General features: G+C 70.0%; 21 protein-coding genes. 10 read left to right on the forward strand and 11 right to left on the reverse strand.

All coding sequences use genetic code 11. The features are described 5' to 3' along the window. Positions 1–13: 13 nt before the first annotated feature. From ABZW17_RS03230 to ABZW17_RS03250, 5 genes are all read left to right on the forward strand, one after another. The gene (locus ABZW17_RS03230) at positions 14–2,449 is read left to right on the forward strand and encodes a transcriptional regulator (protein WP_354809118.1); all 2,436 of its coding nucleotides are present in this window, start codon (positions 14–16) and stop codon (positions 2,447–2,449) included. 824 nt (positions 2,450–3,273) lie between these two features. Then, entirely contained in the window at positions 3,274–4,497 is a 1,224-nt protein-coding gene (locus ABZW17_RS03235) for an AAA family ATPase (protein WP_354809120.1), read from the forward strand. Between the two features lie 38 nt (positions 4,498–4,535). Continuing rightward, entirely contained in the window at positions 4,536–6,314 is a 1,779-nt protein-coding gene (locus ABZW17_RS03240) for a vWA domain-containing protein (RefSeq protein WP_354809122.1), read from the forward strand. 33 nt (positions 6,315–6,347) lie between these two features. Then, positions 6,348–6,644, forward strand: a complete 297-nt coding sequence (locus tag ABZW17_RS03245; RefSeq protein ID WP_354809124.1) for a hypothetical protein — start codon at positions 6,348–6,350, stop codon at positions 6,642–6,644. A gap of 16 nt (positions 6,645–6,660) precedes the next feature. Continuing rightward, on the forward strand, positions 6,661–7,245 hold the full coding sequence (locus tag ABZW17_RS03250; protein WP_354809126.1) for a hypothetical protein: 585 nt from the start codon (positions 6,661–6,663) through the stop codon (positions 7,243–7,245). A 162-nt stretch (positions 7,246–7,407) separates the two neighbouring features. Here ABZW17_RS03250 and ABZW17_RS03255 read toward each other — a convergent pair whose 3' ends face one another. The 9 genes from ABZW17_RS03255 to ABZW17_RS03295 all read right to left on the reverse strand — a co-directional run bounded on the left by ABZW17_RS03255 (position 7,408) and on the right by ABZW17_RS03295 (position 19,095). After that, the gene (locus ABZW17_RS03255) at positions 7,408–7,959 is read right to left on the reverse strand and encodes a hypothetical protein (RefSeq protein ID WP_354809128.1); all 552 of its coding nucleotides are present in this window, start codon (positions 7,957–7,959) and stop codon (positions 7,408–7,410) included. Positions 7,960–8,138: 179 nt separating this feature from the next. Beyond that, complete coding sequence (locus tag ABZW17_RS03260) at positions 8,139–9,083, reverse strand: C40 family peptidase (protein WP_354809130.1); 945 nt, start codon at positions 9,081–9,083, stop codon at positions 8,139–8,141. A gap of 19 nt (positions 9,084–9,102) precedes the next feature. Then, entirely contained in the window at positions 9,103–10,161 is a 1,059-nt protein-coding gene (locus ABZW17_RS03265; RefSeq protein ID WP_354809132.1) for a replication-relaxation family protein, read from the reverse strand. A gap of 17 nt (positions 10,162–10,178) precedes the next feature. Then, positions 10,179–12,662: a DUF87 domain-containing protein gene (locus ABZW17_RS03270; RefSeq protein ID WP_354809134.1), complete on the reverse strand. Its 2,484-nt coding sequence runs from the start codon at positions 12,660–12,662 to the stop codon at positions 10,179–10,181. Beyond that, positions 12,659–14,467, reverse strand: a complete 1,809-nt coding sequence (locus tag ABZW17_RS03275) for a DUF87 domain-containing protein (protein WP_354809136.1) — start codon at positions 14,465–14,467, stop codon at positions 12,659–12,661. Before ABZW17_RS03275 ends, ABZW17_RS03270 begins: the two co-directional genes overlap by 4 nt. A gap of 6 nt (positions 14,468–14,473) precedes the next feature. Next, on the reverse strand, positions 14,474–15,517 hold the full coding sequence (locus tag ABZW17_RS03280) for a PrgI family protein (protein WP_354809138.1): 1,044 nt from the start codon (positions 15,515–15,517) through the stop codon (positions 14,474–14,476). A 12-nt stretch (positions 15,518–15,529) separates the two neighbouring features. After that, complete coding sequence (locus ABZW17_RS03285; protein ID WP_354809140.1) at positions 15,530–17,212, reverse strand: hypothetical protein; 1,683 nt, start codon at positions 17,210–17,212, stop codon at positions 15,530–15,532. A 507-nt stretch (positions 17,213–17,719) separates the two neighbouring features. Then, a complete protein-coding gene (locus tag ABZW17_RS03290) occupies positions 17,720–18,046 on the reverse strand; it encodes a pilin (protein WP_354809142.1) in 327 nt (108 codons plus the stop codon). A gap of 113 nt (positions 18,047–18,159) precedes the next feature. Continuing rightward, positions 18,160–19,095, reverse strand: coding sequence for a sigma-70 family RNA polymerase sigma factor (locus tag ABZW17_RS03295; RefSeq protein ID WP_354809144.1), 936 nt, complete (start codon positions 19,093–19,095; stop codon positions 18,160–18,162). A 279-nt stretch (positions 19,096–19,374) separates the two neighbouring features. On the opposite strand from ABZW17_RS03295, the gene ABZW17_RS03300 reads away from it, so the two are divergent. Together ABZW17_RS03300 and ABZW17_RS03305 are read left to right on the forward strand one after the other, a co-directional pair. After that, positions 19,375–20,247, forward strand: a complete 873-nt coding sequence (locus ABZW17_RS03300) for a hypothetical protein (protein WP_354809146.1) — start codon at positions 19,375–19,377, stop codon at positions 20,245–20,247. After that, positions 20,247–21,296 (forward strand): DNA methyltransferase, encoded by a 1,050-nt coding sequence (locus ABZW17_RS03305; protein ID WP_354809148.1) that lies wholly within the window; start codon positions 20,247–20,249, stop codon positions 21,294–21,296. Before ABZW17_RS03300 ends, ABZW17_RS03305 begins: the two co-directional genes overlap by 1 nt. Positions 21,297–21,403: 107 nt before the next feature. Here the strand turns inward: ABZW17_RS03305 and ABZW17_RS03310 are convergent, their stop codons facing one another. Together ABZW17_RS03310 and ABZW17_RS03315 are read right to left on the reverse strand one after the other, a co-directional pair. Then, positions 21,404–21,814 (reverse strand): Lsr2 family protein, encoded by a 411-nt coding sequence (locus tag ABZW17_RS03310; RefSeq protein WP_354809150.1) that lies wholly within the window; start codon positions 21,812–21,814, stop codon positions 21,404–21,406. Positions 21,815–22,060: 246 nt separating this feature from the next. Then, a complete protein-coding gene (locus ABZW17_RS03315; protein WP_354809152.1) occupies positions 22,061–22,336 on the reverse strand; it encodes a hypothetical protein in 276 nt (91 codons plus the stop codon). Positions 22,337–22,345: 9 nt separating this feature from the next. Between ABZW17_RS03315 and ABZW17_RS03320 the strand changes: the two genes are divergently transcribed. The 3 genes from ABZW17_RS03320 (at position 22,346) to ABZW17_RS03330 (ending at position 24,417) form a co-directional block, all read left to right on the forward strand. Beyond that, positions 22,346–22,522 carry a hypothetical protein gene (locus ABZW17_RS03320; protein ID WP_354809154.1) on the forward strand — a complete coding sequence of 59 codons (177 nt, stop codon included), beginning with the start codon at positions 22,346–22,348 and terminating at the stop codon, positions 22,520–22,522. Positions 22,523–22,944: 422 nt separating this feature from the next. Further along, positions 22,945–23,133, forward strand: a complete 189-nt coding sequence (locus ABZW17_RS03325; protein WP_354809156.1) for an excisionase family DNA-binding protein — start codon at positions 22,945–22,947, stop codon at positions 23,131–23,133. Positions 23,134–23,202: 69 nt separating this feature from the next. Further along, positions 23,203–24,417, forward strand: coding sequence for a tyrosine-type recombinase/integrase (locus ABZW17_RS03330; protein WP_354809158.1), 1,215 nt, complete (start codon positions 23,203–23,205; stop codon positions 24,415–24,417). Positions 24,418–24,484 lie beyond the last annotated feature (67 nt).

The raw sequence follows: 24,484 nt of genomic DNA on the forward strand, positions 1-24,484 counted from the left end.
TGGGAGGGTCTCCGTGCGTGACCAGCGTCCGATCCGGACCATCCCGCGACGCGCTCGCCGGTCGTTCGGGCGCTGCCTGCAGCGTCTGCTGCAGGCCGGCGTGGCGGCCGCGGTGTTGTCCGGGTTGTGTGCCGGGTTGCCGTGGGCGCTGGTGCAGTTCGTTGGCTGGCCCCTCCCTGACCACCTGCCCGCGCTCACCGAGCTCGGGCAGGTTCTCGGCGCTGCGCCCTCGACCAGCCTCCTGCTGAAGGTGCTCGCGTGCGGGGCATGGTTGCTGTGGGCCGGGTTCATCGTCGAGCTGGCCGGGTGTGTGCGCGAGCTCGTGCTTGCCGCGGGCCGGCCGGACCTCGGCCGGCGCGGCAGTCCGCTTCGCCGAGCTGCCGCGGTGCTCGTCACCGCCATCGTCGTCTCGTTCCTCAGCCGTAGCGCGCTCGCCGCTCCCGGCGGGAGCGGTGCGACGCAGACCGAGCTGAGCTCGCCGGCGGCTGCCCCATCCGCTGAGTCCGAGCTGGTGCGTCCGCCCGACGGCGGGGTTCACGATTCGCTGTACCGGATCGCGCAACGCCGCCTCGGCGATGGCGGCCGATGGCCGGAACTCTGGCGCCTGAATGTCGGCAGCGCCCAGCCCGGCGGTCGAAAGCTGACCTCGCCCAGCCTCGTCCACCCGGGCGACCGAATTCAGCTGCCACCGACTCCCGGACCTGCGAGGCCGAAACCGCCAGCGTCTCCGGCCGCCGTGAAGCCGGTGGTTACCGCCCCGCCGAGCTCGGCTGCGCTGCAGTCGGATGTGCCGTGGGAACCGGAGGTGTACGTCGGCCTCGGCCTGGCCGGTGCGGTCAGCGCGGCGCTGCTGATCGCCCGGCGACGTCACCGGGCCCGCTACCGGCCCGGCAGCGGGTTGCGCGACGACGACCCACCCGTGGCTCCGGCGGTGTACCAGCTGCACCTGGCGCACCAGCACACGCAAGCCGAACTCGAAGTTGCCGGCGAGCCTGGCGCGACCCTTGAGGTCGGCGAACCGGCCGATGAGGTAGCGGCTGAGCTGGCCCTGGACCTCGCGCGGACCCACGGGCTCGGCCTCGTCGGGCCCGGCAGCTACGCGGCTGCCCGCGCGCTGCTGCTGACGGCCGTGACCGCGGTCAGCGCCGCGGACGTCGTGGTGCCGGCCCCGGAGTTGCGCGCCTTGGTCGGCATCACCGATTCCGCCGCTGAACTGCCCGACTGCGTCCACCTCGTCGACGACCTCGACGCGGCGCTCGCACACCTCGACAGCGCTGACCTGCCGACGGGTTCGCGGCCGATTCTCGTCGCGAACGCACCGACCGGCGACGACGAGCGCGCCCCATTACAGCGCGCTGTGGGGGTGTGGACCGTGCTGCTGCTCGGCCAGTGGCAACCTGGGGTCACCGCCTACGTGAACGCGACCGGAAGCGTCACCGCGACCTCGCCCGGCCCAGGGGAGCCGCTGCGCGGCCGGCGCGCCTACTCCCTTCCCGAGTCCGCCACCCGCGATCTGTTCGCCCTGCTGCACGCCGCCTATGACCACCGGTCCGAGGGACCGGTCGACCCGGCCGGCAGCTTGGAGGTCGCAGCCTGCCCTGCGCCGGACCGTACGGAAGCACCGATAACCGGGCAGAGCATGGTGCCGTCCATTCCGGCTCAGCACACCGCCGTGAAGCCGCTGGCGCTGTCGGTATTCGGTCAGCCGACTCTGTTCTGGTGCCCGGACCTCGCCCGACCTGACCACACCGTCGAGATCACCGGCCGGTTGTCGCGACGGCTGTGGGAGTTGCTGATCTACCTGGCTCTGCATCCGGACGGCGCGCCGCGGAACGCGGCCATCGACAACCTCTGGGGTGGTCGGCCGACGCGGCATCCTGCCGCGGTACTGCGCACCGTGCTGTCCCGCCTCCGCAGCACGATCGAATCAGCCACCTGCGCTGGCCTCAGTGACGTCGTCGCCGCCGAACACGGCCGCTACCGTCTCGAACCCGCCCTCATCGAGGTCGACTACTGGGCGTTCGCCGACGCGCTCGCCCGACGCCGCACCACGACCGACCACCGGGAACGCGACGCGGCCGCCGCCATGATCGTCGCGAGCTACGGTGGCGACCTGGCTGCCGGGTTCGACACCGAATGGCTCACTGCGCTGCGGGAAGGCGCTCGCCGGGACGCTCTCGACGCCGTCGCCGCACTCGCGCGCACACGAATCCACACCGATCCCGAAGCCACGTTGCAGCTCTTGGAATCGGCACGCGACTTCGACCCGCACAACGAGCTCCTCTACCGCGACATCATGCGACTCGAACACAAACTCGGCCGGACCGACTCCGTCGCCAGGACTCTGCGTCTCCTCGAAACCCGCCTCGCCGAGATCGACGAATCGCCGACCGTCCTAACCGTCGAGCTGGCCCGACGACTCTCCGGCATTATCGAGTCGGTGGTTTAATCATCGTGACGGCCGCTCCCGAATGTCTCGATGTTGAAATAGCTGAGCAGCCGCCATGGATGTTAGTGTCGTTGAACTGCTGATGATCGCACAGAAAAGTCTCCCGGTGTACGACTCCGAATTCGCTGCCACTGATCGTGTGCCGCCGTCGAGACGTGTGCGCCGTGTGTCCTGCTGCCGCACCCGTCCGACCCGGATCCTTGACGGGGCCGATCGTCCTGGAGATGCACCCGTCGGTCGCCGGAGGTGCCGACGCGTGTGCCGGCCGCCCTGGCGTTCCGTGGGTCGCCTAAGGCGGATCCTCGGCGAGCAGGCATGCGCGCAGGTCAGCTACCGCACGTGGGGATCCGTCGGTATCCCAGACTCGCTTGGAGACAAGCAGGTAAGCACATCAGGCGCGTCTCGTCGGCAAAGTGGTGGGGGTTGGTCGTCCTGTACCTGGCTTGAGTGCTTCTCTCGCCTCGTAGCCATCAATGCCTACCTTGATATTCACTTATCAAGTGAAGCTGGAGAATTTTATTGCGTGGCCGGCGTTGTGTTGGCGCTGCCAATGCAGTCTGACCTGGCAAAACCGCTCTGTGAATCAGTGAAAATGGTCCTGCGGATGCGAATAAGTTACCCGAATGAGTGGTGGGAAATCATTGCGCGTGCAGTGTTGATCGAGTTACGTTTGTTGTGTCGCCGGGAAAACCTGGAAGTCAAATCCAATATCACGGATTGCCGATAAAAGGTTAATGTCATGTGCCCCGGCGGCACCAGCCACTGTTTCTGCTACGCGGTCCCGCGCTGACCGCCGCACCCCTCAACAGGAAAGGACATCCGCGATGACGTCCACCCCGCACACCACAGCACCCGCCGCCGGGCCGACGACCCTGGTCAGGGGGAGGGCGACCCGGCTCGGCAACGGCGAACTTCGCGCGATGGTCGCCAAATTCCTGGCCGACTACTCCCGTGCAACCCACACTCCGCGCGCTATCGCCCACGCCTTGAACCGCTCATCCGGCGCCGTCGGCAACGCCTGCAAAACGTTGACCGACCGGGGCGAGGCCGAACTCGTCTCGGCCGCGCCCCTGACCTACCGGGCGACCGCGGCCACGCTGTCCGCGGCCACCGCCGCCCCCGCGCCGCCGCGCTCATCCCGTCCGCCACGACCCAAGGCCCCCGGCGCGGCACCCGCCCCGACGGCCAAGCCCACGGCGGCCGGAAAGGGCCGCACGGCCACCCGGTCGGTACGCGCGGTCACCGGGCCGGTGAAACGTCCGAACGGGACCGACTACCACCCCCGGCTGCTGTCCGGGATGCCCGACGTCACCGCGCTGCAGCGGCTCCGCAACGCCGGGGTCGCCGCCCTGCTGTACGGGCCACCCGGTACTGGGAAGACCTCGGTGGTGGAGGCGGCGTTCAACGACTGCCTCACCGTCCAGGGCGACGGTGACACCGTGGTCGCCGATCTGGTGGGCGACTACACCAAAACCACCGACGGCGAGTTCGTGTTCGTCCACGGGCCGCTGGTCCGCGCGATGCGCGCCGGAGTGCCGCTGTTCATCGACGACGCGACCCTGATCCCGCCGACCGTGCTCGCCGTGGTGTACCCCGCGATGGACGGCCGCCGCGAAATCATCGTCAAGGCCAACGGCGGCGAAGTCGTCAAGGCCGAGCCGGGGTTCTACGTCGTCGCCGGACACAACCCCGGCGTCCACGGCGCCATCCTCAGCGACGCGCTGTCCTCGCGGTTTTCCGTGCACATCCAGGTCTCCAGCGACTACGACCTCGCCGAACAGCTCGGGGTCGACAAGAAGGCCGTGCGGGTCGCGCGCAACCTCGCGACCCGCCAGGAAAAGGGCGAGATCGGATGGGCACCGCAGCTGCGCGAGCTGCTGGCGTTCAAGAAGCTCGCCGACGCGTGGGACCTCGACGCCGCCGCCGGAAACCTGGTCGGGATCGCACCGGAAGAGGACCGCGTCACCGTCGCCGCCGTGGTGCGCGACGTCTTCGGCAAGACCGTCACCGCGCTCGCCCTCGGTGCCCGCATCACCACCAAACCCTGAACCCGCCCCCGCGAACCCGCCGCGAAAGGACCCGCACGATGAGTGCCCACTTCACCGCCGACCCAACCGCCACCGGTGCCGCCGTGTTCCCCGCACGCCCGGAATGGCTGACCCTGTCCGCCGCGTTCGCCGACGAGGTCCCCGTGATCGCCGACCGCGACGACCTCGTGGTCCGCGTCGCCCCCGGAGCAGGTGGCGGTGCCCCCGCGTGCTTTTACCCCCACCACGCCCTGATCGAAGTCGACGGCGACAACCTCGGCGTGGACCCCGCCACCGTGAACCCAGCCAACCTGTCCGACCGCACGCGCTACGCCCCGACATGGGGTGGTCTCACCCACGAGTGCGGACACGCCAAACACACCGCGTGGGAACCCCCGGCCGACGCCCCGCCCGCCGTGGTCGCCGCTGCGATGCTGCTGGAAGAGCCTCGGATGGAAGCGGCGCACATCCGCCGCCGCCCGGACGACCGGCACTGGCTCCGGGCGTGCGTGCAGGGCATCGTCGCCACCGACCTGCACCTCTACGCCGACCCCGCGACGGCCCCGAAGATGACTCCGGCCGACGCCGCGCACACCGCCGCCCTTCTGCTGGGCCGGGCCGACGGCGGCGTGCTGAGCCACGCCGAGGTCTACCCCGTGGCCCGAGTCGTCGAGGGCGTGCTCGGTGAGGAGGTCCTCGGCAAGCTGCGGGCGGTGTGGCGGCTGGCGCTGCTGACCGCCGACGACGCGGGCGAGGAGATGCTCGACCTCGGGCGGCAGTGGTGCGAGATCCTCGGCACCGATCCCGGCAGCTCGGACTCGGCCTCGCCGCCGGCCTCGCCCGGGACCTCGGACCCGTCGAGCGACTCGCCCGGCCTCGGGGCGCCCGTCACCCCGTCACCGCTTACGGACGCCATCGCCGCCGTGCTGGGCAGCGTAGCGGTGAACGTTGCGAGCGAGAAAGCACCCGAGGACCCGGCTGCCGTCGTGGCCGCCGCGAGGGAACGCGAAGCAGCTGCCGAAAGGAAAGCGGAACGGGTGGCGCGGCGGGTGTTCAGCACCGGCGATCCCGCCGACGGCGACACCTTGACCGCGGTCACCCGGCCGCCCACATCGGAGGAGTGCGCGGCCGCGCGGGTGCTTGCGCGGGCGCTGGACACCGCTGGGACCCGGGAGCGGGTGGTCGTGCGGCGCACCTCGGAAGTCCCGCCGGGACGGCTGCGGATGCGTGGCGTGCGCGCGGCCGAAGCCCAGCTTGCCGCCGGTGCCACGGTGACCGCCGAGCCGTTCACCCGCACCATCCGCAAACCTGTTCCCGTGCCGCCGCTACGAGTGGGGATCGCGTGCGACGTGTCCGGCTCGATGGGCTGGGCACGCGCCCACGTCGCCTCGGCCGCCTGGATCCTGGCCAACGCCGCCCGCCACACCCGGGTACCCGCCGACACCGCGAGCGTGATCTTCGGACACCACGTGCGCCCGCTGACCCATCCGGGCAAGCCGCCCGCCGAGGTCACCGAGTTCTGCTCCCGCGACAACTACGAAGACATCCCGAAGGCGCTGGACGCCCTCGACGGTGCCCTCGGCCTGTCCCGCCCCGGCGCGGCACGGCTCGTGGTCATCGTGTCCGACGGCGAATACCGCGCGACACCCCGCCGCAACGGCCAGAAGAAGCTCGACCGCCTGCGCGCATCCGGGTGCGCGGTGCTGTGGCTGACCACCAGCGACACCGACACCCCACTCGCCGGAGCCACCGTCCACGTCCTGACCGACCCCGCTACGGCCGCCCGTGCCATCGGGCAGGCCGCTACCACCGCACTCCGCGCCGCTGCCCGGCGCTGACCCGTTCCGGAGATCAACCTCGAGGAGTTGACAATGAGTGAAACACCGGCACTGGACTCCAGTGTCACAGCCATCACGATCACCGTCGCTGCCCACCGGCTCGTTGAACGAGTGGACGACCTCACGTTCGAGCAGCTGAAGGCAGCGGTCACGGCGGCCCTTCTGGCTTTGGACGACGAAGCGGCCGAGGAGGTTGGCTCTGGCGGCTATTTCGACGGTCCCGCCCTGACCACCATGAACGCGATGGCCGAAGCAGTGGGACTTCCTCGGGTTGGCCAAGGTGACTTCGACAGCGAAGACGACTTCTTCGTTCAGCACGGCATGGATTAGCCCGGCAGTAGCCTCGATGACTGGACGCGATGAAGTCACCAGCGCTTCCCCGAACTGCTACCACCACACCCGCGTCGTCGAGTTTGCCGGACACACGCTCCGCGCACGCGTCGAGCGCGGCTACTACATCACCCAGAGCTTCGCAGTCGCGGAGGTACTCACCGAGCAGATGACGTGGACGAGCCTCGCCGCCGATGCTCCCGGCAACTGGTGGCACGAAACGCCGCCACCGAGCGCTGACGTCCGCGCCGCCACCGCTCTCGGCGCGCTGACCGAGCGTCTTCTCAACAGGGCCGCCGAAGTTCTGAACACCTCACCGACGACGCCGATCATTTCGCCTCATGTCCAGGGAGCGATCAGTGCGTTGCTGGCGATGACCTACGGCTTCGATGGCGAGAAGCGCATCGACCCGGACGACATTGCTTGGGCACACCGCAACGGCGGCGCGCTGCATATCCTCGAACACCCTGACGGTAGCGTCACCTTCACCAAAGCACACCGAGAAGACTGTCCGTTCATTGCCGCTGGTGGCAAGCGCGGTTGCGATGGCGGGTGCGTCGTTCCCCATCCGGCCGACGTGAGTCAGCAGACGACTTTTTGACGTCAATGCCTGGCCGTCGGCGTTGGTGTCGGGCACGGGCGAAGGATCAATTTTCGTGCGTCGGTTTCAGCGGTAACAGCACTTCGTGAAGCAGGCTACGCGAACGCGGGTCCGGCCGCCGTGCAGGCGACCGGACCCGCGTTCGGTTGCACGAGTGGTAAATCAGCTGGAGGCGAACCGCTTGGGCGCCTCGCACGTCTTCGTTGCCAAGCCGCTGACCACGAGCCGCTCCAGGGCGTTGTTCACGGCCCCGCTCGACCGGCCCAGCTCGGTGCCGATCTTGGCTGGACCGAACGACTCACCGGGGTGGTCGTGAAGGTAGGCCTTCACCAACTCGTAAAGCCCGCCCTTCGGGAGCCGGTCCTTCTTCGGGGCGTCCGGACTCGGCGACGGACTGGGTTCAGACTCAACGGCGTTCTCCGCAGGGACAGCCGGAACGTTCTCAGTCTTCACTGCCGCCTGGATTTCCTCGGCTTGGCCGTCGCACATCGCCCACGTGACGGGGACGGACTGGTCTTTACCGTCGGTCCGGGCGACCAGACCTTCGATGGCCCAGCGGGAAAGAATCTTCGTGGCGGTCGAGCGCCCCACTCCGGCCATGCTGGCCAGGTTCGCGGCTGTTGTGCCAGGGTAGGCCCTCAGGGCGCGGCGCACTTTCGACTCCGCAGTCTCGGGCTTGCTGGCCTGCGGCTGGTCGTTGTTGTTCTGGGACACGACGATCTCCGTATCGGTGGAAGCGGTGGATGGTCCTGCCCCGGCCGGGGCGACGCCCGCCGGTGCGCATCCGGTGGTTCGGGCTACACGTCCATGGACGCTCCGTCAACCCGTCGATGTCAAGGAACTGTCCAAACAAGACACCTGTATCGCCCAGACGTGTCTTGGTGACGGGCATGTCAACCGGCGTTGGTTGGCCTTGTAGCGCCGATGAAGTCGTCGCCACGGTAGCGGTACGGCTCCACCTGTACCGGTTTCCCAAAATCGGGGGCGTCGATCATGTTGCCGCCCCCGATGTACAGGCCGACGTGGTGGACGCGGCCCGCCGTGGCGTAGAAGACGAGATCACCGGGCAGCAGCGGCTGGCCGGCGGGTACGTGTGTCCCGGCAGCGTACTGTTCACGCGACGTGCGTGGCAGGGCGACATCTGCGGCGCCGTAAGCGGCGCGGGTCAGGCCGCTGCAGTCGAACCCGGAGTCACCGGCGGCGGGCCCGTTTCCGCTCCACACGTACGGGAGCCCGCGTTGGCCGCAGGCGTAGTTGATCGCGGTGAGCGCGGCGGCCGTCGGGGCGGTGATGTTCGAACAGCCGCCGCCGTTCTCGCAGGACACCCCGGCCACCGCGGCCAGGATAGCCGTGGCGTCCCCTTCGTGACGGCCGTAGGCGTCAGGTGTGCCGGAGTGCTGGACGGCTTGTGCGGCGGCGTTGAGCGTCATCTGCTGCCAGCCGGGGACGGCCTGCAGGTGCCGGTAGAACTGTGTGGCGGCGTAGGTCGGGTTCAAGATCTGCTCGGGCGTGCCCCAGCCTTGGGAGGGGCGTTGTTGGAAGAGGCCGAGGCTGTCGCGGTCGCCGTGGTCGAGATTCCGCAGGCCAGACTCCTGCATGGCGACGGCGATCGCGATGAGCCAGCCGGACGCGGGGACCTGCAGCTGCTTGCCGACCGCGGCGATGATCGCGGCGTTGGCGAGCTGGTCCGGCTGATAGCCGGGCAGCAAGCCGGCGGCCGAGCAACTCATCCCCGGCTCGGCGTCGAGAGATGACACAACCGCTTGCGGCACCGCACCGAACAGGAGCGGAATCAATGCGAGCAGGGCGGCGACCGAGATGGCGACCTTGGATCCCATGGCGCTCCTTCCGGTGCGATCAGGGACCCGGGTGCCGAGTCGGCGTGGGCCGGGGCGGGAGAGGCGACGGTGCCGGCAGGCGGTACGCCGCCCCTTCAGCCCCGACGAGGTCCGTAGCGTCGACGGCGGCCGGCGCGGGGAGGTGCGGCCACGCGTCCGCCAGCTCGTCGAGTCCGCACCGCGGTGATGTCTGATTCGGCGACCTCGTCGCCAGCGGCAGCCACACGGCATCTGCGGGGCTCGGACGCACGGCGGTCCGGTCGAGCAGGTCGGCCGCCGCGGTGGCGACCGGCACGTCCGCGGGACGTTCGAGGTCGGCGTGAACGCGGGCGAGCGCGGCGCGGGCGTTGACTTCGCGTCGGCTCGTGGGGAACCACAGCAGCACGGGGGTGGCGATGCCGGTGGAGTCGGCGAGCCGGGCGTAGGCGAGCAGCTTGCGGGCCACCTTCGTCAGCGACTCGCTGCCGGTGTCGTACTCGAGGAAGAATTCGAGTTCGCCGGCGCACCCGCGCCACCGGCCGTAGGCGTCCGGGATGACGAGGTCGCCGAAGTGCCGGGCGCAGCGAGCTTCCGCCCACCAGGCGGTGAGCCCGTCACCGCGTCGCGTGCCGAGCTGTCGGGTGCGGGCGATCAGCGAGGTGAAGAAGTCGCCGACGCCGACGGTGTGCGCGAGGCGCTGGTTGTGGGCGATGGCCATGGCGCGGTCGTGCCGGTAGCCGAGGTCCTTGACGTCGAGGCCGTGCTCGGCGGCCAGGACGGCGGCGCCGGCCGGGCCGAGGACGTAGTGCATCGGCGCCGAGCCGAGCTGCCGGAACGGCTGGAACCGGCTGACCGCGCGCCACAGGTACAGCTCGCGCAGCCGCTGCCTCGTCGAACGGCTCGACGGGAACGCCGCGTCCTGGACCTGGGTCGAGGTGAGGACGCGGTGTTCGTGAAGCAGGGCCAGCAGCCACTTGTCCCGCGGGGTGAGGCGGCCCGCGAGAGCGGCCTGGTGCTCGATCGAATTGGCAGCGCGGGCGGCGGTTCGGCCGGGAAGGTGCTGGCGCAGCTGGTGTTGCCGGGTCGTGGTGGTGATCAACAGGAACCTCCGCGGTCTCAGGGCCGTGCGCGGCGGGGATCGGTCTTGCGGACGTGGACCGCCGGAGCCGTGGTGTCGCGGGGCGCCGGGCCGGCGGGCTCGGCCTGGCGGCGGCGGAGGACCGCGCGGATCTCCTTGGCTCGTCCCGGGACGGCGGGACGCAACGGAGCAGTGGTCATGGTGAAGGGCTCGGTCTCGGCGCCGTTGACGACCAGGCGGGCGGCGACGTGGTAGACGCCGAGGTGCGCGAGGTCGTGTTCGGACAGCCGTGGTGCGGTGTGGCGGGCGAGCTCGCGGGCGTCTTCGGGGGAGGCGTTGAAGAAGATCTTCGAGCGGGCGTTGGTCGAGATGCCTTCCTTGAGCTCGCGGGGCAGCTGGCCGAGGTGCTGGTGCGCGAGCGTCATGGCGACGCGGAAGCCGCGGGCTTCGGCGAGCATGTCCTCGAGTGGGTAGGGCAGATTGAGGAAGTTGTGGCACTCGTCGACCACCAAGGACGCGTCCGGGCGTTCGCGTTGCGGGACGCGGGCGCGGCCGGTGGTGGCTTGCCAAGTGCGGGCGACGACCAGCGACCCGACGAGCCTTGTGGTCTCGTCGCCGAGCGAGCCCTTGGGGATGCGGACCAGGCAGATCCCGCCCTCGTCGAGGACCTGGGTCATGTTGACGGTGGACCGCCCGCCGGCGATGGCGTCCCGGACGAACGGGCGCAGCAGGAACGCGCGGAGCTTGTTCATCAGCGGGGAGATGACCTGGCTGCGGCTGGAGTCGGTGAGCTCGTCGTACCACTCCCAGAACCCGGTGAGCACGGGGTCGGTCAGGCCGCTGGTGATGCGGGCGCGGAAAGCGTCGCTGCTGAGCAGCTTGGGCAGGTCGGCCAGGGTCGGGACGCTGTCCTGGGCGCGCAGGGTGAGGCAGGAGGCGCGCATGAGGTCGTCGGTGCGCGGGCCCCAGAAGGCGGAGTAGACGCGGCGGAACACCGAGACGAGGTTGTCGACCTCGCGGTCGGTCTCGCCGCCTTCGAGCGGGTTGAGGCACGGCGGCCGTTGGCGGGAGTCGGCGTCGAACAGCACGACCCGGTCCGCGGCCTCGCGCGGGAGGCGGGAGAGGACGTCGGTGACGAGGTCGCCCTTGGGGTCGATGAGCACGATGCCGCGGCCGGCGTCCGCGTCGTCGAGGATCAAGTTTCCCAGCAGCGTCGACTTGCCCGAGCCGGTCGCGCCGAGGACGTGCACGTGGTGGCGGGCGTCCGGCACACGCAGGCCGACGCCGCGGGCGTGGCCGCTGTCGGCCACCCCGAGCGGCTTGACCTCGGGGCCCGGCACGGCGACGCCCGGTGGCGGCGCGACGGCCTTCGCGCCGGCACGTTCGATGCCGGGAATCTTCGCGTCGACCGGCAGGTGCGCGATCGCTGCCAGCTCGGACACCGAGAGCAAGTCACCACGGTCGAGGAGGCGTCCGGCCAGGGCGCGCTCAGCGTGTCGGAGGCGGGTGCGGGTGAAGTAGTTGTGCTCGGTGTACGCGGCAAAGCCGGCGGCGAGGGCGTGCGCGCGGCCGCGGGCGGTGTCGCGCACCTGCCGGACCTCGGCGCCGACCGAGAGGTGGGTCGTGACGGCGTAGCGGACGACGACCTCGTATTGCGAGCCTCGCTGCTTGCCCACGATCGCCCGGTTCTGCGCGGAGTACTCCAGCGACAGCTGCGGGTCCTGGCTGATCCGGTGCGCGTCACGGGTACGTCCGGGCCGAGTCGCTGCGGCGCCCGGCGTGAGCAGGTCGAGGACACGGCCGCCGAGCCGTCCGGAGGCACCTGAGTGCACTCGCCGGGCCGCGCGGCGAGCGCGGCTCAGCCGTCGGCCGGTGACCGGCCGGGCGAGGATCTGGACGCTGGCGTACTCGTCGCGGCCGAGCCCGACCGGTGCGCCGAGCAGCCCGCGGATCGGGTCGGCGTCGAACCCCGTCCGGATCGGCAGCGCCTCGGATCGGGCGAGCCGCAGCTGGCCGCCGACCGTCACCGCCTGCCGGCCGTCGCCCGGTGCAGGTAGCGGCGGGTCGGCGGGGACTGCGCGGGTGTGCGCGCCGGGCCAGGCGGCTTCGATCGCGCGCTCGACCAGGCCAGGCGGGAGCACGCCCGGAACCCACAGCCGCAGGGCGACGCCGTGCTCGGAGAAGCGGTACTCCCACGCCAGGTGCGGCTGGCCGGCGAACCGGCGCCGCCAGCTCGGCCGCAGCAACCCGACGAGGTTGGACCACAGCAGAGCGCCGCCGGCCGGGTCGACTGTGGGCGGGGCGAGCACGCTGACGCACCGCGCGTCGGCGAGCAGCGCGGCGTGGCAACGGCGCCGCCACCAGCGCCGGCCGGCCGCCTGTCCCGAGATCGCCAGGGCGAGCACCGGAAGAACGACTGGCCCCCAGCGCGACGCGGCGCCGATCGTCGCGGCGAGGAGATGGTGGACGGCGCCCCACGGATCGGTCAGGTAGCCACCGATCCACCCGCCGTGCCCGATCATGAGCCGGCCGGGCCGAGGTCGACGACCTCGGCCTGCGCGGGGTCACCGACGTCCTGCGCGAGCTCGGCCAGCTCGGCGGGATCGGTGGTGACGAGGACGTTTTCCGCCGGCGACGCGAGCGCGTGGAAGGCGACCCACTCGGTGCCGGACCCGAGCAGGCCTTGGCCGCGGTCGGCGGTGAGCAGGAACTGGCGCTGGCCTTCGGACAGGTTGAAGGTCGCCGCGATCTGGTCGATCGCCTGCGGGGACTGGCGCAGCAGCACGCTGGTGGCCGCGTTGGCGACGATCGCGCGGCCGAGGTCGCTGCCGAGGACGTCCTCGATATCCTGGGTGGCGACGGTGAGCCCGGCCCAGTGCTTGCGGAAGGTCTTCGACATCCGGAACAGGTACTTCGCGCCCTCGGCCGACTGCATCAGCAGCCACGCCTCGTCGACGACCACCAGCCGACGGCGCCGGTCGGCCGGGTTCGACACGCGTCGCCAGACGGCGTCGAGGGTCAGCAGCGTCCCGATCGCCTTCAGCTCGTCGGGCAGGTCACGCAGCGAGAACACGACGAGGTGCCCGTCGGGCGGGGTGGTCGTGGGCCCGGCGAAGAGGTCGGCGAAGGCGCCGTCGACGAACGGGTGCAGCCGCGCGGCGAGGTCCGTGCCTCCTTCGGCGGCGAGGGTGTCGCGGAGGTCGCGCATCAGCGGCGCCGGCCGGGTCCAGGTGCGCGGATCGGGGGTGATCCCGGCCGCGGCGTAGGTCGCGGCGATGGCGGTGTCGAGGACGGCGCGTTCGCCGGCGCTCGGTTCCGTGCCGAGGCACACGGCCAGCACGGTCTGCAGGAACAGCGCGCGCCGGGTGAGGGCGTCGTGCGGCGCGGTTCGCCGCCCGGCTGTGGTGGTGTGGATGGGCAGATCGAAGGGGTTGAGCCGGACGCCGCCGGCGCCGAGGTGGACGTAGGCGCCGCCGACCTGCGCGGCGAGGCGGGCGTATTCGTCTTCGGGGTCGATGACGAACGCCTGGATGCTGCGGTAGAGGCTGCGCAGGGTTTCGAGCTTGACCAGGTAGGACTTTCCGGAGCCGGAGCGGCCGAGCACGACGGAGTTGTGGTTGTCGCAAGCGAACCGGTCCCAGTGCACCAGCCCTTGGGAGCCGACGTTGTAGCCGTAGAGCACACCGTTCGGCGCGGTCGACGTCGGATCGACCGCGGGCAGGTCCGGTGAGGTGAAGGGAAACGCGGCCGATGCCGCAGCGGTGTCGAACGTCCTTTTCATACCCAAGGAGTCCAGCCCGAGCGGCAGGGTGGTGACCCAGCCCTGTAATGACCGGTAGGTGGTCGGTTTGGCGTCCAGCAGCAGCGACGCGCACAGCGACCGCAGCGCCGACACCTCCTCGGCCAGCGTGTCCTCGTCGGGTGCGTGGATGGTGAGGTAGAGGCCGAACTTGAACAGCCGGCCTTCGCCGCGGGCGACCCGGCGGGACAGGTCGGCGGCGTCTTCGGCGGCGGCGTCGAGATCGGGGTCGTCGAGGTGGTCGTGCCGGGCGTGGTGGCGGCGGGACGATTCCAGACGGGCGCGCTGCTTCTTCAGCCCGCTGGCTGCGGTCATCGGGTCGACCGGCTGCACGTGGACCGAGACGTCGAGGCGGCCGGGGTAGGTCAGCAACGGGGCGAGCCAGCCGGGGTAGACCTCCTGCGGGTAGCCGGTGACGCCGAAGGAGGCGATCCACTCGTTGCCGACCTCGAGATGTCGCGCGCCGATCGACAAGGCGTCCGGGGTGAACGTCTCGGCCGTGGACCCGAGGTCATGGGTGCGGGACATCGCGGTTCACCTGCCTTCCAGGTCGTCGTAGAGGTCGGTGATCGGCGCGGCGGTGACGACGTCGTCGGCGCCGGCGAGCGCGGCCGACGGCGGCAGGAAGGTGTCCGGGTTGCACGCGGCGGCCAGCACACTGGTCGCGGTGGTGGCGTCGAGCGCGGTGACGACGATCCCGGCCGGCGCGAGCAGCTCGGTGGCCTCGTTCAGCCGTCGCGCGAGCCGCTGTTCGGCCGCCTGGCGTGCCACCGGATCGACCGGTCCCGCCGCCGGTTTGCGGCGGAGCTGGCTCAGCGCCGAGTTCACGGCGATAGCCGGCCGAGCAGGCTCGCGCAGAACGAGCAGGACTTGGCGGCGAAGCAGGTCGGTGTGCCGGCTGAGGTGGGTGAGGTAGTCGGCGTGGTCGAGGGCGGCGGCTTCGAGTGCGGGATGGGGGAGTCCGCCGGCGCGGGCGCGGAGTTCGTCGATCTGCGGGACGAGGTCGAGGCGTTCGGCGCGGACGAGGAACTGCACCGGCGCGGTGAGCGAGTGCAGGTAGCGGGCGAAGGCAGCGACGAGCGCTTCCTGCTCGGCGGGCGTGCGCAGGGAAAAGTTGACCGTGGAGCAGGCGGCGATGACCGCGAGCCCGTCCTGGCCGAGGTCCACGACGCCGGCGCTGGTGCCGCTGGTGACTCCGCGCGCAGGCAGCTCGAGCGGCGTCGGTGCGACGTCCGCCTGCGCGGAGCCGGTTCCGGTGAGCCACGCCGGAGCCGGTTGGACGCCTTCGGGTGCGGATACCTGGTGGCGTGGGGCGAGACGCTGCCGGAGCGCGGCGAGCAGGAGGCGGTCGAGCGCGACGCCGTCGCGGCGGCCGAGCGCGAGCACCGTCACCGCCAGGGCGACTGGCACCGCGAACAGGAGAAACAGCGGAAGCGGCAGGAAACCTCGGGTGGCGTTGGAGAGGGCGTAGAGCAGCAGGCCGGTGACGCCGAGGATCGCCAGCTGACGCGCGGTGAGCGGACCGAGCACGCGGTCCGGGCGGTCGACGTCAGCGGGAATGCGCACAGGACGGGACATGACCTCGCTACCTCACTTCGACTTCGGGCGGCGTCGGACCGGCAGGTTCAGCGGCAACGGCAGTTGCCGGGCAGCTGATTTCCGTCGTGGCGCAGGTTCGGCGGGTGGCATCGGTTTCGACCGGCGCTGTACACCGAGGGGCAGCGGGTACTGCCCGGAGGAAAGGGACCGGTTGCCGCTGTAAGCATCGGGAGCCGGACGGCGGCGGGCGCGGGCGGCACGGTTGATCCGCCCGGAAGGGGTGAGCAGGCCCGGCCCGGTTTGCGGCACCCGGTTATCGCGAGGCGGCTCGTCGGCGAGACTGCGGCGCGCTGGTCGTGGTGTTTGGGACGGCAGGTGGATCGGCAGCATGCCCGCGCTGGGCGCGAGGAGCGCGTTCGGCAGCGTCGCGGGCGGACGAGCGTTGCGGTTGATCCGCACGTCCGGCATGAGCAAACCGGCCTGTCGCGGTGGCGTGGGCACGGCCGCCGAGGAGAGATCGTCGGCGAGGGTACGGCGAGGCGTGCGGTCGGGTTCGCGGCGCACGGTCATCGGCAGCCCGAGCTGGTCGGCCGGCAGCGCGTTGGGCAGGTCCTTCGGCGGTAATGCCCGTGGGTTCGTGCGCACCGTCTTTTCGCCGTCACGCACGGCCGAGCTGAACAGCGACAGCTGACCCGGCCCGCGTTCGCTCAGGGCACCTTCCCGTGCGGGTTCGTCCCAGCCTCGGCGCGGGCTCGGGAACGGGCGAGCAACGCGCCGCACCCGCATCGGCAGCATGAACTGCCCTGCGCGCGTCGCCGGCGGATCAGCCGGTGCGCTCGGTCCGCCGATGCGAGGTCGTGCGCCGGCCCGGCCGGCTGCGGCACCGGCGAGGAGCCCCATCGTCTTGTAGGCGATGACCCCGCGCGCGATGCGTCCGAGCAAGCTGGGCCGTCCGGAGCGCAGCGGGGCGAGAAACCAGAACGGAATTTTGATCAGCACGTAGAACAGCGCAAGGCACAAGAGCAGGTTCATCAACGCCGACAGCGACGGACCGAAGAGGGTGAACCCGCCGGGCGCGAAGAAGATCCGCACCGTCACCACGAGGGTCAGCGACTGGCCGACTTGGATGGCCAGGACGCAACCGGTGCCTTTCCACCACCAGTAGGCGACACCTTCGGTGTGGGGCAGCGCGTGGAACATCAGGACGAAAGGCGCGCCGGCGATCAGCAGGACCGTGGCGATCACCCGCACGACGAAGACGACGAGCAGCACCAGCAACATCGCCACCAGGCCGAGCCCGAGGATGCCGAGGAACAGGCCACCGCCGTGCAGGGAGCCCTGCACCATGGTGATCAAGCTGCGGGTCATCTCGGCCGGGTCGGCGCCGATCCCGAGGATGGCGGTGGAGACCGCGTTGGCGATCTGGATGCCCTTGGTCGCGAGGAACAGCGACAGCGTGCCGGCCAGGAACCCGACCACGAGCCGGGGTGCGATTTCTTTGACGGTGTAGCGGGCCTGCAGCGTCTGGTAACCCATGATGATCAGCCCGGCCAGCAGGACGAGGACCACGTAGGCGGCGAGCAGGATGTGCCACGACCCGACCCAGATCGCACCCAGGCCCGGCAGCTGATCCGGTTCTGGCGTGGTCAGCAGCGTCTTGCCGAGCAGATCCAGAAGCGGATTCAGCCCGGCGGCGACGACCGCGGCGAACAACGCTCCCGCGGCGACGACCATGCAGCCGGTGAGGTCGGTCAGCCCGCATTCCGCGGTGTCACCGCCGCCGTCGGGTACCGGCGAGGGCAGCGGGGTACTCGGAACCAGGGTGGAGGGCTGCGGGATGCAGTTCGGGCCCTGACACGACGGCGAGCTGGCCGGTGGCGTGCAGCCGGGGTCCAGCGAGCCCGGGAAGCAGGCCGGCGGGGCGGGCAACGTGGTGATCGGCGGCAGGGGAGTGGCCTGGACCGGCTGGCTCGGTTGTGTGCTCGGGAGGCGGCAGGCCGGTTCGGGTGAGCCGGGCGGGCAGGTGGGGTTGGGCGGCAACGGCAGAGGCGGTTGCGCGACTGCCGGCTGCCCTGCGGGTGCCGGCGGATGCGGACCGGAGGCAGCCGAGACGGACGTGACGAGACCCAGCGCGGCCATCAGCGAGGCGACAACCACGCTGGCCCGGCGACACCACCGCGGTCGTCCGGCAGCCCGCGCAGATTCCGGAGGTGCGACCAGCCGACGTGAGACGGACATCGTCTACACCCCGCCGACGATGGTCTTGAGGATTTCGACCACGAGCGGCGCGAGCGCGGCCAGGCCGAATCCGATGCCGGCGGCCTTGAACGCGCCTTTGGCCTTCTCGATTTCGCCCGGGTCGTTGGACGCCATCAGGTAGCGCAGTCCGCCGATGGTGAGGAACACGAGCGCGACGCCGGCGAGGATGCCCATGATCCACGAGCGGATGTTCGACAGAACCTGGTCGACGGTCTGCGCGAGCGCGACGTACTGCACGGTCTCGGCGTGCGCCGCGGACCGGCTGAGCAGCAGTCCCGCGGCGGCCAGCACGCAGCCGAGCAGAACCACGGACCGGCGCCGCGATCGAGGTGGAGAGGTCGGAGCTTTCGGCGCCGTGCTGGGTCGGTGGTCGCGTCCCGTCGACGGCAGACGTGGCGAGATCAGTCGCATGAGGACGCCTCCTAAACGGCGCCCGGCTCCAGTTCGGACCGGGATGGGCAAGGGCACGCGGGCGTTCGCGTCCCGCGGTCACCAACTCCGGAATTGCTCGGGCGGGGAGACACCGGCCGTCGTGACTTCTCGGCGTCGCGCCGGTTCACCCGCCGCGCGCGCCCGGCCGGTTCTGCGTGGCCCTCGCTTTGGGCGCGGAGGTAGGCGGCGAGTTTGCGTTCGGCGCGGTGGCGAGCTTGCTGGGCCGCCTTGTAGGTCTGGCCACGGGCGTGGGCGGCGTCGGCCAGCGACAGCTCGCCGAACCGGGTGTCGCCGATCAGCGACGCCTCCGCCGCGGAGAGGACGCCGGCGTCGACCGCGGCCAGCAGGACGAAGTCCGGGTGCCCGCCGGCGTCCGCCGGTCCGGGCGCGCGTGCCCCGAGGTCGGCTACCGGGGTGGCGGTGTCGAGGGCGTCGCGCAGAGCGCGGTGGCCGGAGCGGTAGGCGGCCCAGCGCAGCCGCACCAGAATGGCCGGCCGGGTGAGGTCGACGTCGGGGAGCGCTTCGAGGAAGCCGGTCAGCACCGCGGCGTGGATGTCGTGGACCTCGCCGCGGAACCGGTTGGTCAGCTTGGCCGCGACCGGAATCAGGACCGGCAGCGCGAGCCCGACGCACGCGACCGTCCACGTGCCACCTTCGGCGCGGGACCGTGTCACGAGCGCGGTCCACACCGCGTCGCGGGTCTGCTGTGGACAGCTCTTGGCGATCAGTGTGGTGCCGACTTCGTCCAGCGGCATCAGCCGCGGCGGGAGCCCGGGAATCCGGCTGCCGTCGAGTGCGACGGGGTGCGGGCCGGTGACGAGCCAGGCGAACGCGGTACGGGCGGCGTCGAACACGCCGGGCTCGGCGCGACGGCTGCGCGGTGACAGCCAGAATTCTGGATTCTTCGGTGTGGTGGGCAGGTCCATGGCGGCACTCCTGAACGAGCGGAAGGTGACGTCGTCAGGAACTCAGTCCGGGCGCCTCAAAACCGCTTCACGCCCAGGTCAGAGGCGTGTCAAAGCCGCATCAAAGGCGTTTCACGCCTACGTCGGAGCGAATAAATCACGCAGCACTGTGGACGATCGGCCACGTGGGCTTATTTCGCCGCGACGGTGTCTCTCGCCGGCGCGATTCGCGGAGTTAGCCGGCGACAGTCCAGAAGCCGCCGACGTGATCGCTCGGCGCTCGCAACCGGAGGTCTGCTCGTGACCCGACGCCCGCCGCCTTCGAACACCCGACCGTCCAACCGCGACGACTCCAGCCGTCCACACCGCACACGCGCCATCAACGGCGTCCCGTATCCGGGAGCGCCCGACCCCAGCGGCTCAAGCGCACAACTGCGCCGCGCCACGAAAACGGCCGGCGCGACGAACCGAGCACGCGAGTCGACGCCCACCCCGCCGACCGTGTGGACGACCGGCCCGGAGCCGATCGACCCCGCGACGAATTGGCCCATACCGATCGTCGAAACCATCACGACCAGCCTCTCCGCGCGCGGTGCTCGCGTCCTGCTCACGGCCTGGCCGACGACCGCCAGGAATCGCGAGTTGATCGCGGCCTGCGATGCCGTGCGGGTCCTGGAGCGGGACGCTGCGGTGGCCGACTTCAGCCCGGCGGCGCCAGCCGGAGAGATGTCCGGGCCGAGGACATCGCGCCGGCGAGCCGTACGCGGCGGGGCGTCCTCGGAGCAGAACGTCGACCGGCCCCAGGCCGACTTGATCATCACGGCCCTGCCGCCGAACCACGGATTCGATGCCTCGTTCGCGATGGCGGCTGCCCGCAGGCTCACCTTCGGCGGCATCCTCGCCGTCTACACCCACTGCGACTGGTCGACCGGGCGCCTGATCGACCGCTCCGGCGCGGTGATCGCGGCAGCGCAGAACGCCGACCTGCTCTACCTCCAGCACATCGTCACCCTGCACACCCCGATCCGGAACTGCCGCCTGCAACCGCCATCGCAAGCTCGTGGGCCAGTGCGCGGTGACGCCGTGCATTCCGGCTCGCCGGCACCGCACACCCGCGTGCACGGTGACGTCCTCGTCTTCGCCCAAGCCCAGGCCGATACCGCAGACCTCTGATGACCGACGAGCCGAAAGCCAGGTGCACGATCATGATTACCGCCCCGCACGTGCCGGTCGACGAACCGACCATTCCGCTGCCACGCGCGTACATCGACGCCCTCGACACCACCGCGACCGCGGGCAACGCGGACGACTTGCCGGTGTCGGTGTGGGCGACAGCGCAGACCTCGCCGGCCGCGCAGCGCAAAGGCCGGTACGTGCCGGAGTCGACCGCGCACCCGGCCAAGATGCTGCCCGCACTAGCCGCGCACGCCATTGAGCACTACACGAAGCCGGGCGAGCTGGTGCTGGATCCGATGTGCGGAATCGGCACCACACTGGTCGAAGCGATCGACCGCGGCCGCCGCGCGATCGGCGTCGAGTACGAGACGCACTGGGCCGACATCGCCGCGGCGAACCTGCGCTTTGCGCGCGAACGGGGCCACGACCATGACGGCGAGGTCGTCCGCGGCGATGCCCGCCAGCTGGAGGCCCTGCTGCCCTCGGACCACATCGGTCAGGTCGGGTTGGTGGTGACATCGCCACCGTACGGGCCGTCGGTGCACGGCCTGGTCAAGACCGACCGAGAGCCGGGCGTCGACAAGGTCAGCAAACGCCATTATCGCTACGGCAGCGCACTCGACCGCGGAAACCTCGCCAACATCGGCCACCACCGCCTGCTGGCCGGCTTCACCCGCATCCTCACCGCATGCGCGCACGTCCTACGTCCGGGCGGGCACGTGGTGATCACCGTCCGGCCGTGGCGCGAGCACGCCGAGCTGGTCGACCTGCCGTCGCAGATCGTCGCCTGTGGCGCCGCGGCGGGCTTGGTCCCGGTCGAACGGTGCGTCGCCCTACTGGCCCGAGTCGCGGACGCCGAGCTGGTCGCGCGGGGAAGCTTTTTCCAACGCGACTTCATCCGCAAGCAACGCGAGGCCAACATGCCGCTGCATCTGATCGCGCACGAGGACGTCATCATTTTCCGAGCTGATACCGCTGGCACGCGTCGGCCGATCGACGTTCGCCACGAGTACGGCGCGATCGGACCGGGGCATTGGGCGGCATGACCCATCGCAAATCAGTTCCTGGACCGCTGTCGGAGTCAGTGACGAGGAGATGCCCTCGTCACCGACGAACAGCTCGGTCGCCCGGTGAACGACCGCCGTCTTGCCCGCTACTTTGCGGCGACCTTTTTCCGGGCGGTCCGCTTGCGAGCAGGCTTCGCAGTCTCCTCCGTCCCGGACGCCTGAGCCTCCTCGAATGCGGTGACCACCTCCGAAGACAGACGTCCGCGCTCCGAGACTTCGTAGCCGTTTGCGTTGGCCCACGACCGGATTTGCTGGTTGCGCACCCGATCGGTGGTGGTGCTGGTCGCGGTCGACTGGCCGGTGGCGACGCGAACCTTCCGTCCGCCGGTGCGGCGGCCGGACGCGATGTACCGGGCCAACTCGTCGCGCAGGGCAGCGGCGTTCTCGTCGGAAAGATCGATCTCGTAGGTGATGCCGTCGAGAGCGAACGGGACGGTGTGGGCGGCGGGTGTTCCGTCGATGTCGTCGAGCATCTCGACGAGGACCTTCTGGGCCATTTCTGCTCCTTGAAGCGGTATATACCAGTTTGCGGGCGTCGCTTCGATGAATTTTATCGGCTGCAATGAAGTTTGTGAAACCGCCCCTGCTCATGACTCGTGGCACCTGGCAGTCCGCATATGCGGCGGCTTGAATCTGCAAGTTGCATTTCCGGCGCTCCTGCCTGGTGGTCGCGCCGACGATGTCACGCCCCCCCGGGGGGAATTCGAGATATTCAGGCAGCGCATGCACGGGGGACGTACCAGTCATCTGCGCAGGTTCACGCCGTTGACCTGTCGCCCGAAGTCCTCCGAGGTCAACCGATCGGAACCCAGGAGCGTCACGATGACCACCATGTTGCTGTCGCCGGCCGACGAAGCGATCATGTTTCTTTCGAGAGCTTTCATCGACACCTTCGACACCGACCCACCCGACGTCGCGCTGACGACCGAGCGCGGCTTGCCGGTGTCGGTCTGGGCGACGGCCCAGACTTCTCTGGCCGCCGAGCGCAAGGGCGGCACCTGTCGGAGCCGATTGCGCACCTGGTCAAGATGCTGTCGGCCGTCGCCCTGCTGGCGGCGGCGAGTACGAGCCGCACATTGCCGACATCGCCCGGCGCAGATCTGCGCCGCGCCCGCAAGCGCGTCCAGAACCGCAACGGTCAGGTCATCCGCGGCGACGCCCGTCAGCTCGAGACGCCGCTATCGGAAAAGGGTCATGCAAGGTGACGTCGCAGCCCTGCGGGTCGGCGGTGCACAGTTTGGTCAAGACGGATCGGGAGGCCGCCTATGGAAGGGTCAACAAGGGCTACCACTGCTCTGACAAGGCGCTCATCCGCAGCATGCGCGTGGGTTCGGCCGAGCTCGGCGTTTCTGCCGTGCCCTCGCGAGCGCGGACTCGATGACGTGGATCGCTCGTGGCCGGCTACACCTTGCTACGTGCCCGGGCACCAACGTGAGGCGATCTGCCTGCCGTACGCGCCGGGGGTGGCGGCGCAGTCTCGTCGACATCCTGGGCACCGCCCAGCGTGTAAATCGGCTGCCGTCGGCGGTTTGTACGCGTTCGCCTCGCGGCCGGGCCGCCGGAACGAAGACCTGGGCTGATCTGCCGTCGCGCCCACGCGGTGGCCGGTATTGAGGAGGTGCATGCCGTGAGCGAGGGGCAGTTGCCGCGTCGCGCCTGGACGCCGCGGGAAGTCGCGGCACAACTCGGAATTCCCTACGAGACAGTACTCGACTTGATTCATAAAGGCAGTATTAAGTCTCTGAGAGCAGGGCGGTATTACCTGGTTCCCGATTTCGAATTAGACCGCTACCTGCACCTGTGCCAGGGATGCTAGCGTCAATGTCGATCGGCAATTCGAAGCGCTCGAATCATCTCGTAAATGACTCTTTGAAGGAGTTCTGCTGTGGGCAGGCTGTCGACACCGATAGGCGCCTACGGCGTCATCGCGGTCGAGACGCTACCCAAAACCAAGAGGCAGGGCGTGCGCTATCGCGCGAGCACCTACTTCAGGACAGGTGACGGCACCCTGCAGCGGGTGCGCCGGCAAGCGGTCGGCAAAGACTTGGCCATCAAGCGGCTGAAGGAAGCTCTCAGCGACCTCACGACGAAGTCGACCGACGGAGAAATAAGCCGGTCGACCCGATTCGAGGAAGTAATCACTCTGTACCTCGATGAGCTCGAGGAAGAGGCGAGCCTGGGAAACTTCTCGCCGACTTCGGTCCGGCTCTACCGCAGTGTGCTCAAGAACTGGGCGACTCCGCCGCTGGGGCAGCTGCAGTGCTACGAGGTCAACGTCACCCGCTGCAGCAAGGTGATCAGGGACGCCCGGAGGAAGAAGAGTTACGACACCGCGAAGACCCTGAAGGCCGCGATGTCGGGCGCGTGCGACTACGCGGTCAGGCACGGCGCCATGGACGAGAACCCGGTCCGCAAGATCGGCCGGATGACGCGCACCGGCGAGCAGAAAAAGGTGGAAGCGCTCACCGCCGAACAACGCGTCGACCTGCTCGCCGAACTGCGCGCGTACGCACTGACCCGCCAGACCGACGCCCGCGGCCGGCCCCTCGGCCCCCGCGGCCAGCTCTGGCTGGACCTGGCCGACCTGATGGAGATCATGCTCGCCACCGGCGTCCGGATCGGCGAAGCGCTGGCGATCCTGGGCACCGACATCGACCTTGACGCCAAGACCGTGGCGGCGACCCACCACATCATCCGCGTCGGCGGAGCCGGTCTGGTCCGCCGCCCCCAACGCAAGGGCAACCAGGACGAGCTCATCCTGGGCACACCGGGGTGGGCCCTGCCAGTCTTGCGTCGACGCAAGCTTGCAGCAGGTGACGGGCCGATCTTCGCCTCGTTCGCCGGCGGCTTCCTCGACCCGTCGAACGTCATCAACCGGCTCAGCGAGGCGGTGACCGCGGTGGGGTACGAGTGGGTCACCAGCCACGTGTTCCGCAAGACGGTCGGCACCGTCCTCGACGAGGCGGGCCTTCCGACCACGGCGATCGCTGATCAGTTGGGCAACAGCCGACAGGTCGCCGAGCGCCACTACCGCAAGCGCCGCGTCGCGAACACGGCAAACGTCGCCGCCCTCGAGGACATGATGCCCGCGAGCGGATGAGATCGCGTCTTCACTGTTCAACCAGGTCCTGGATCTTAAGAAGTGGTGCGGACGGCGTGTCGACTTG

Origin of the sequence: Amycolatopsis sp. NPDC004625 (genome assembly GCF_040609695.1) — a bacterium.
GTDB lineage: Bacteria > Actinomycetota > Actinomycetes > Mycobacteriales > Pseudonocardiaceae > Amycolatopsis.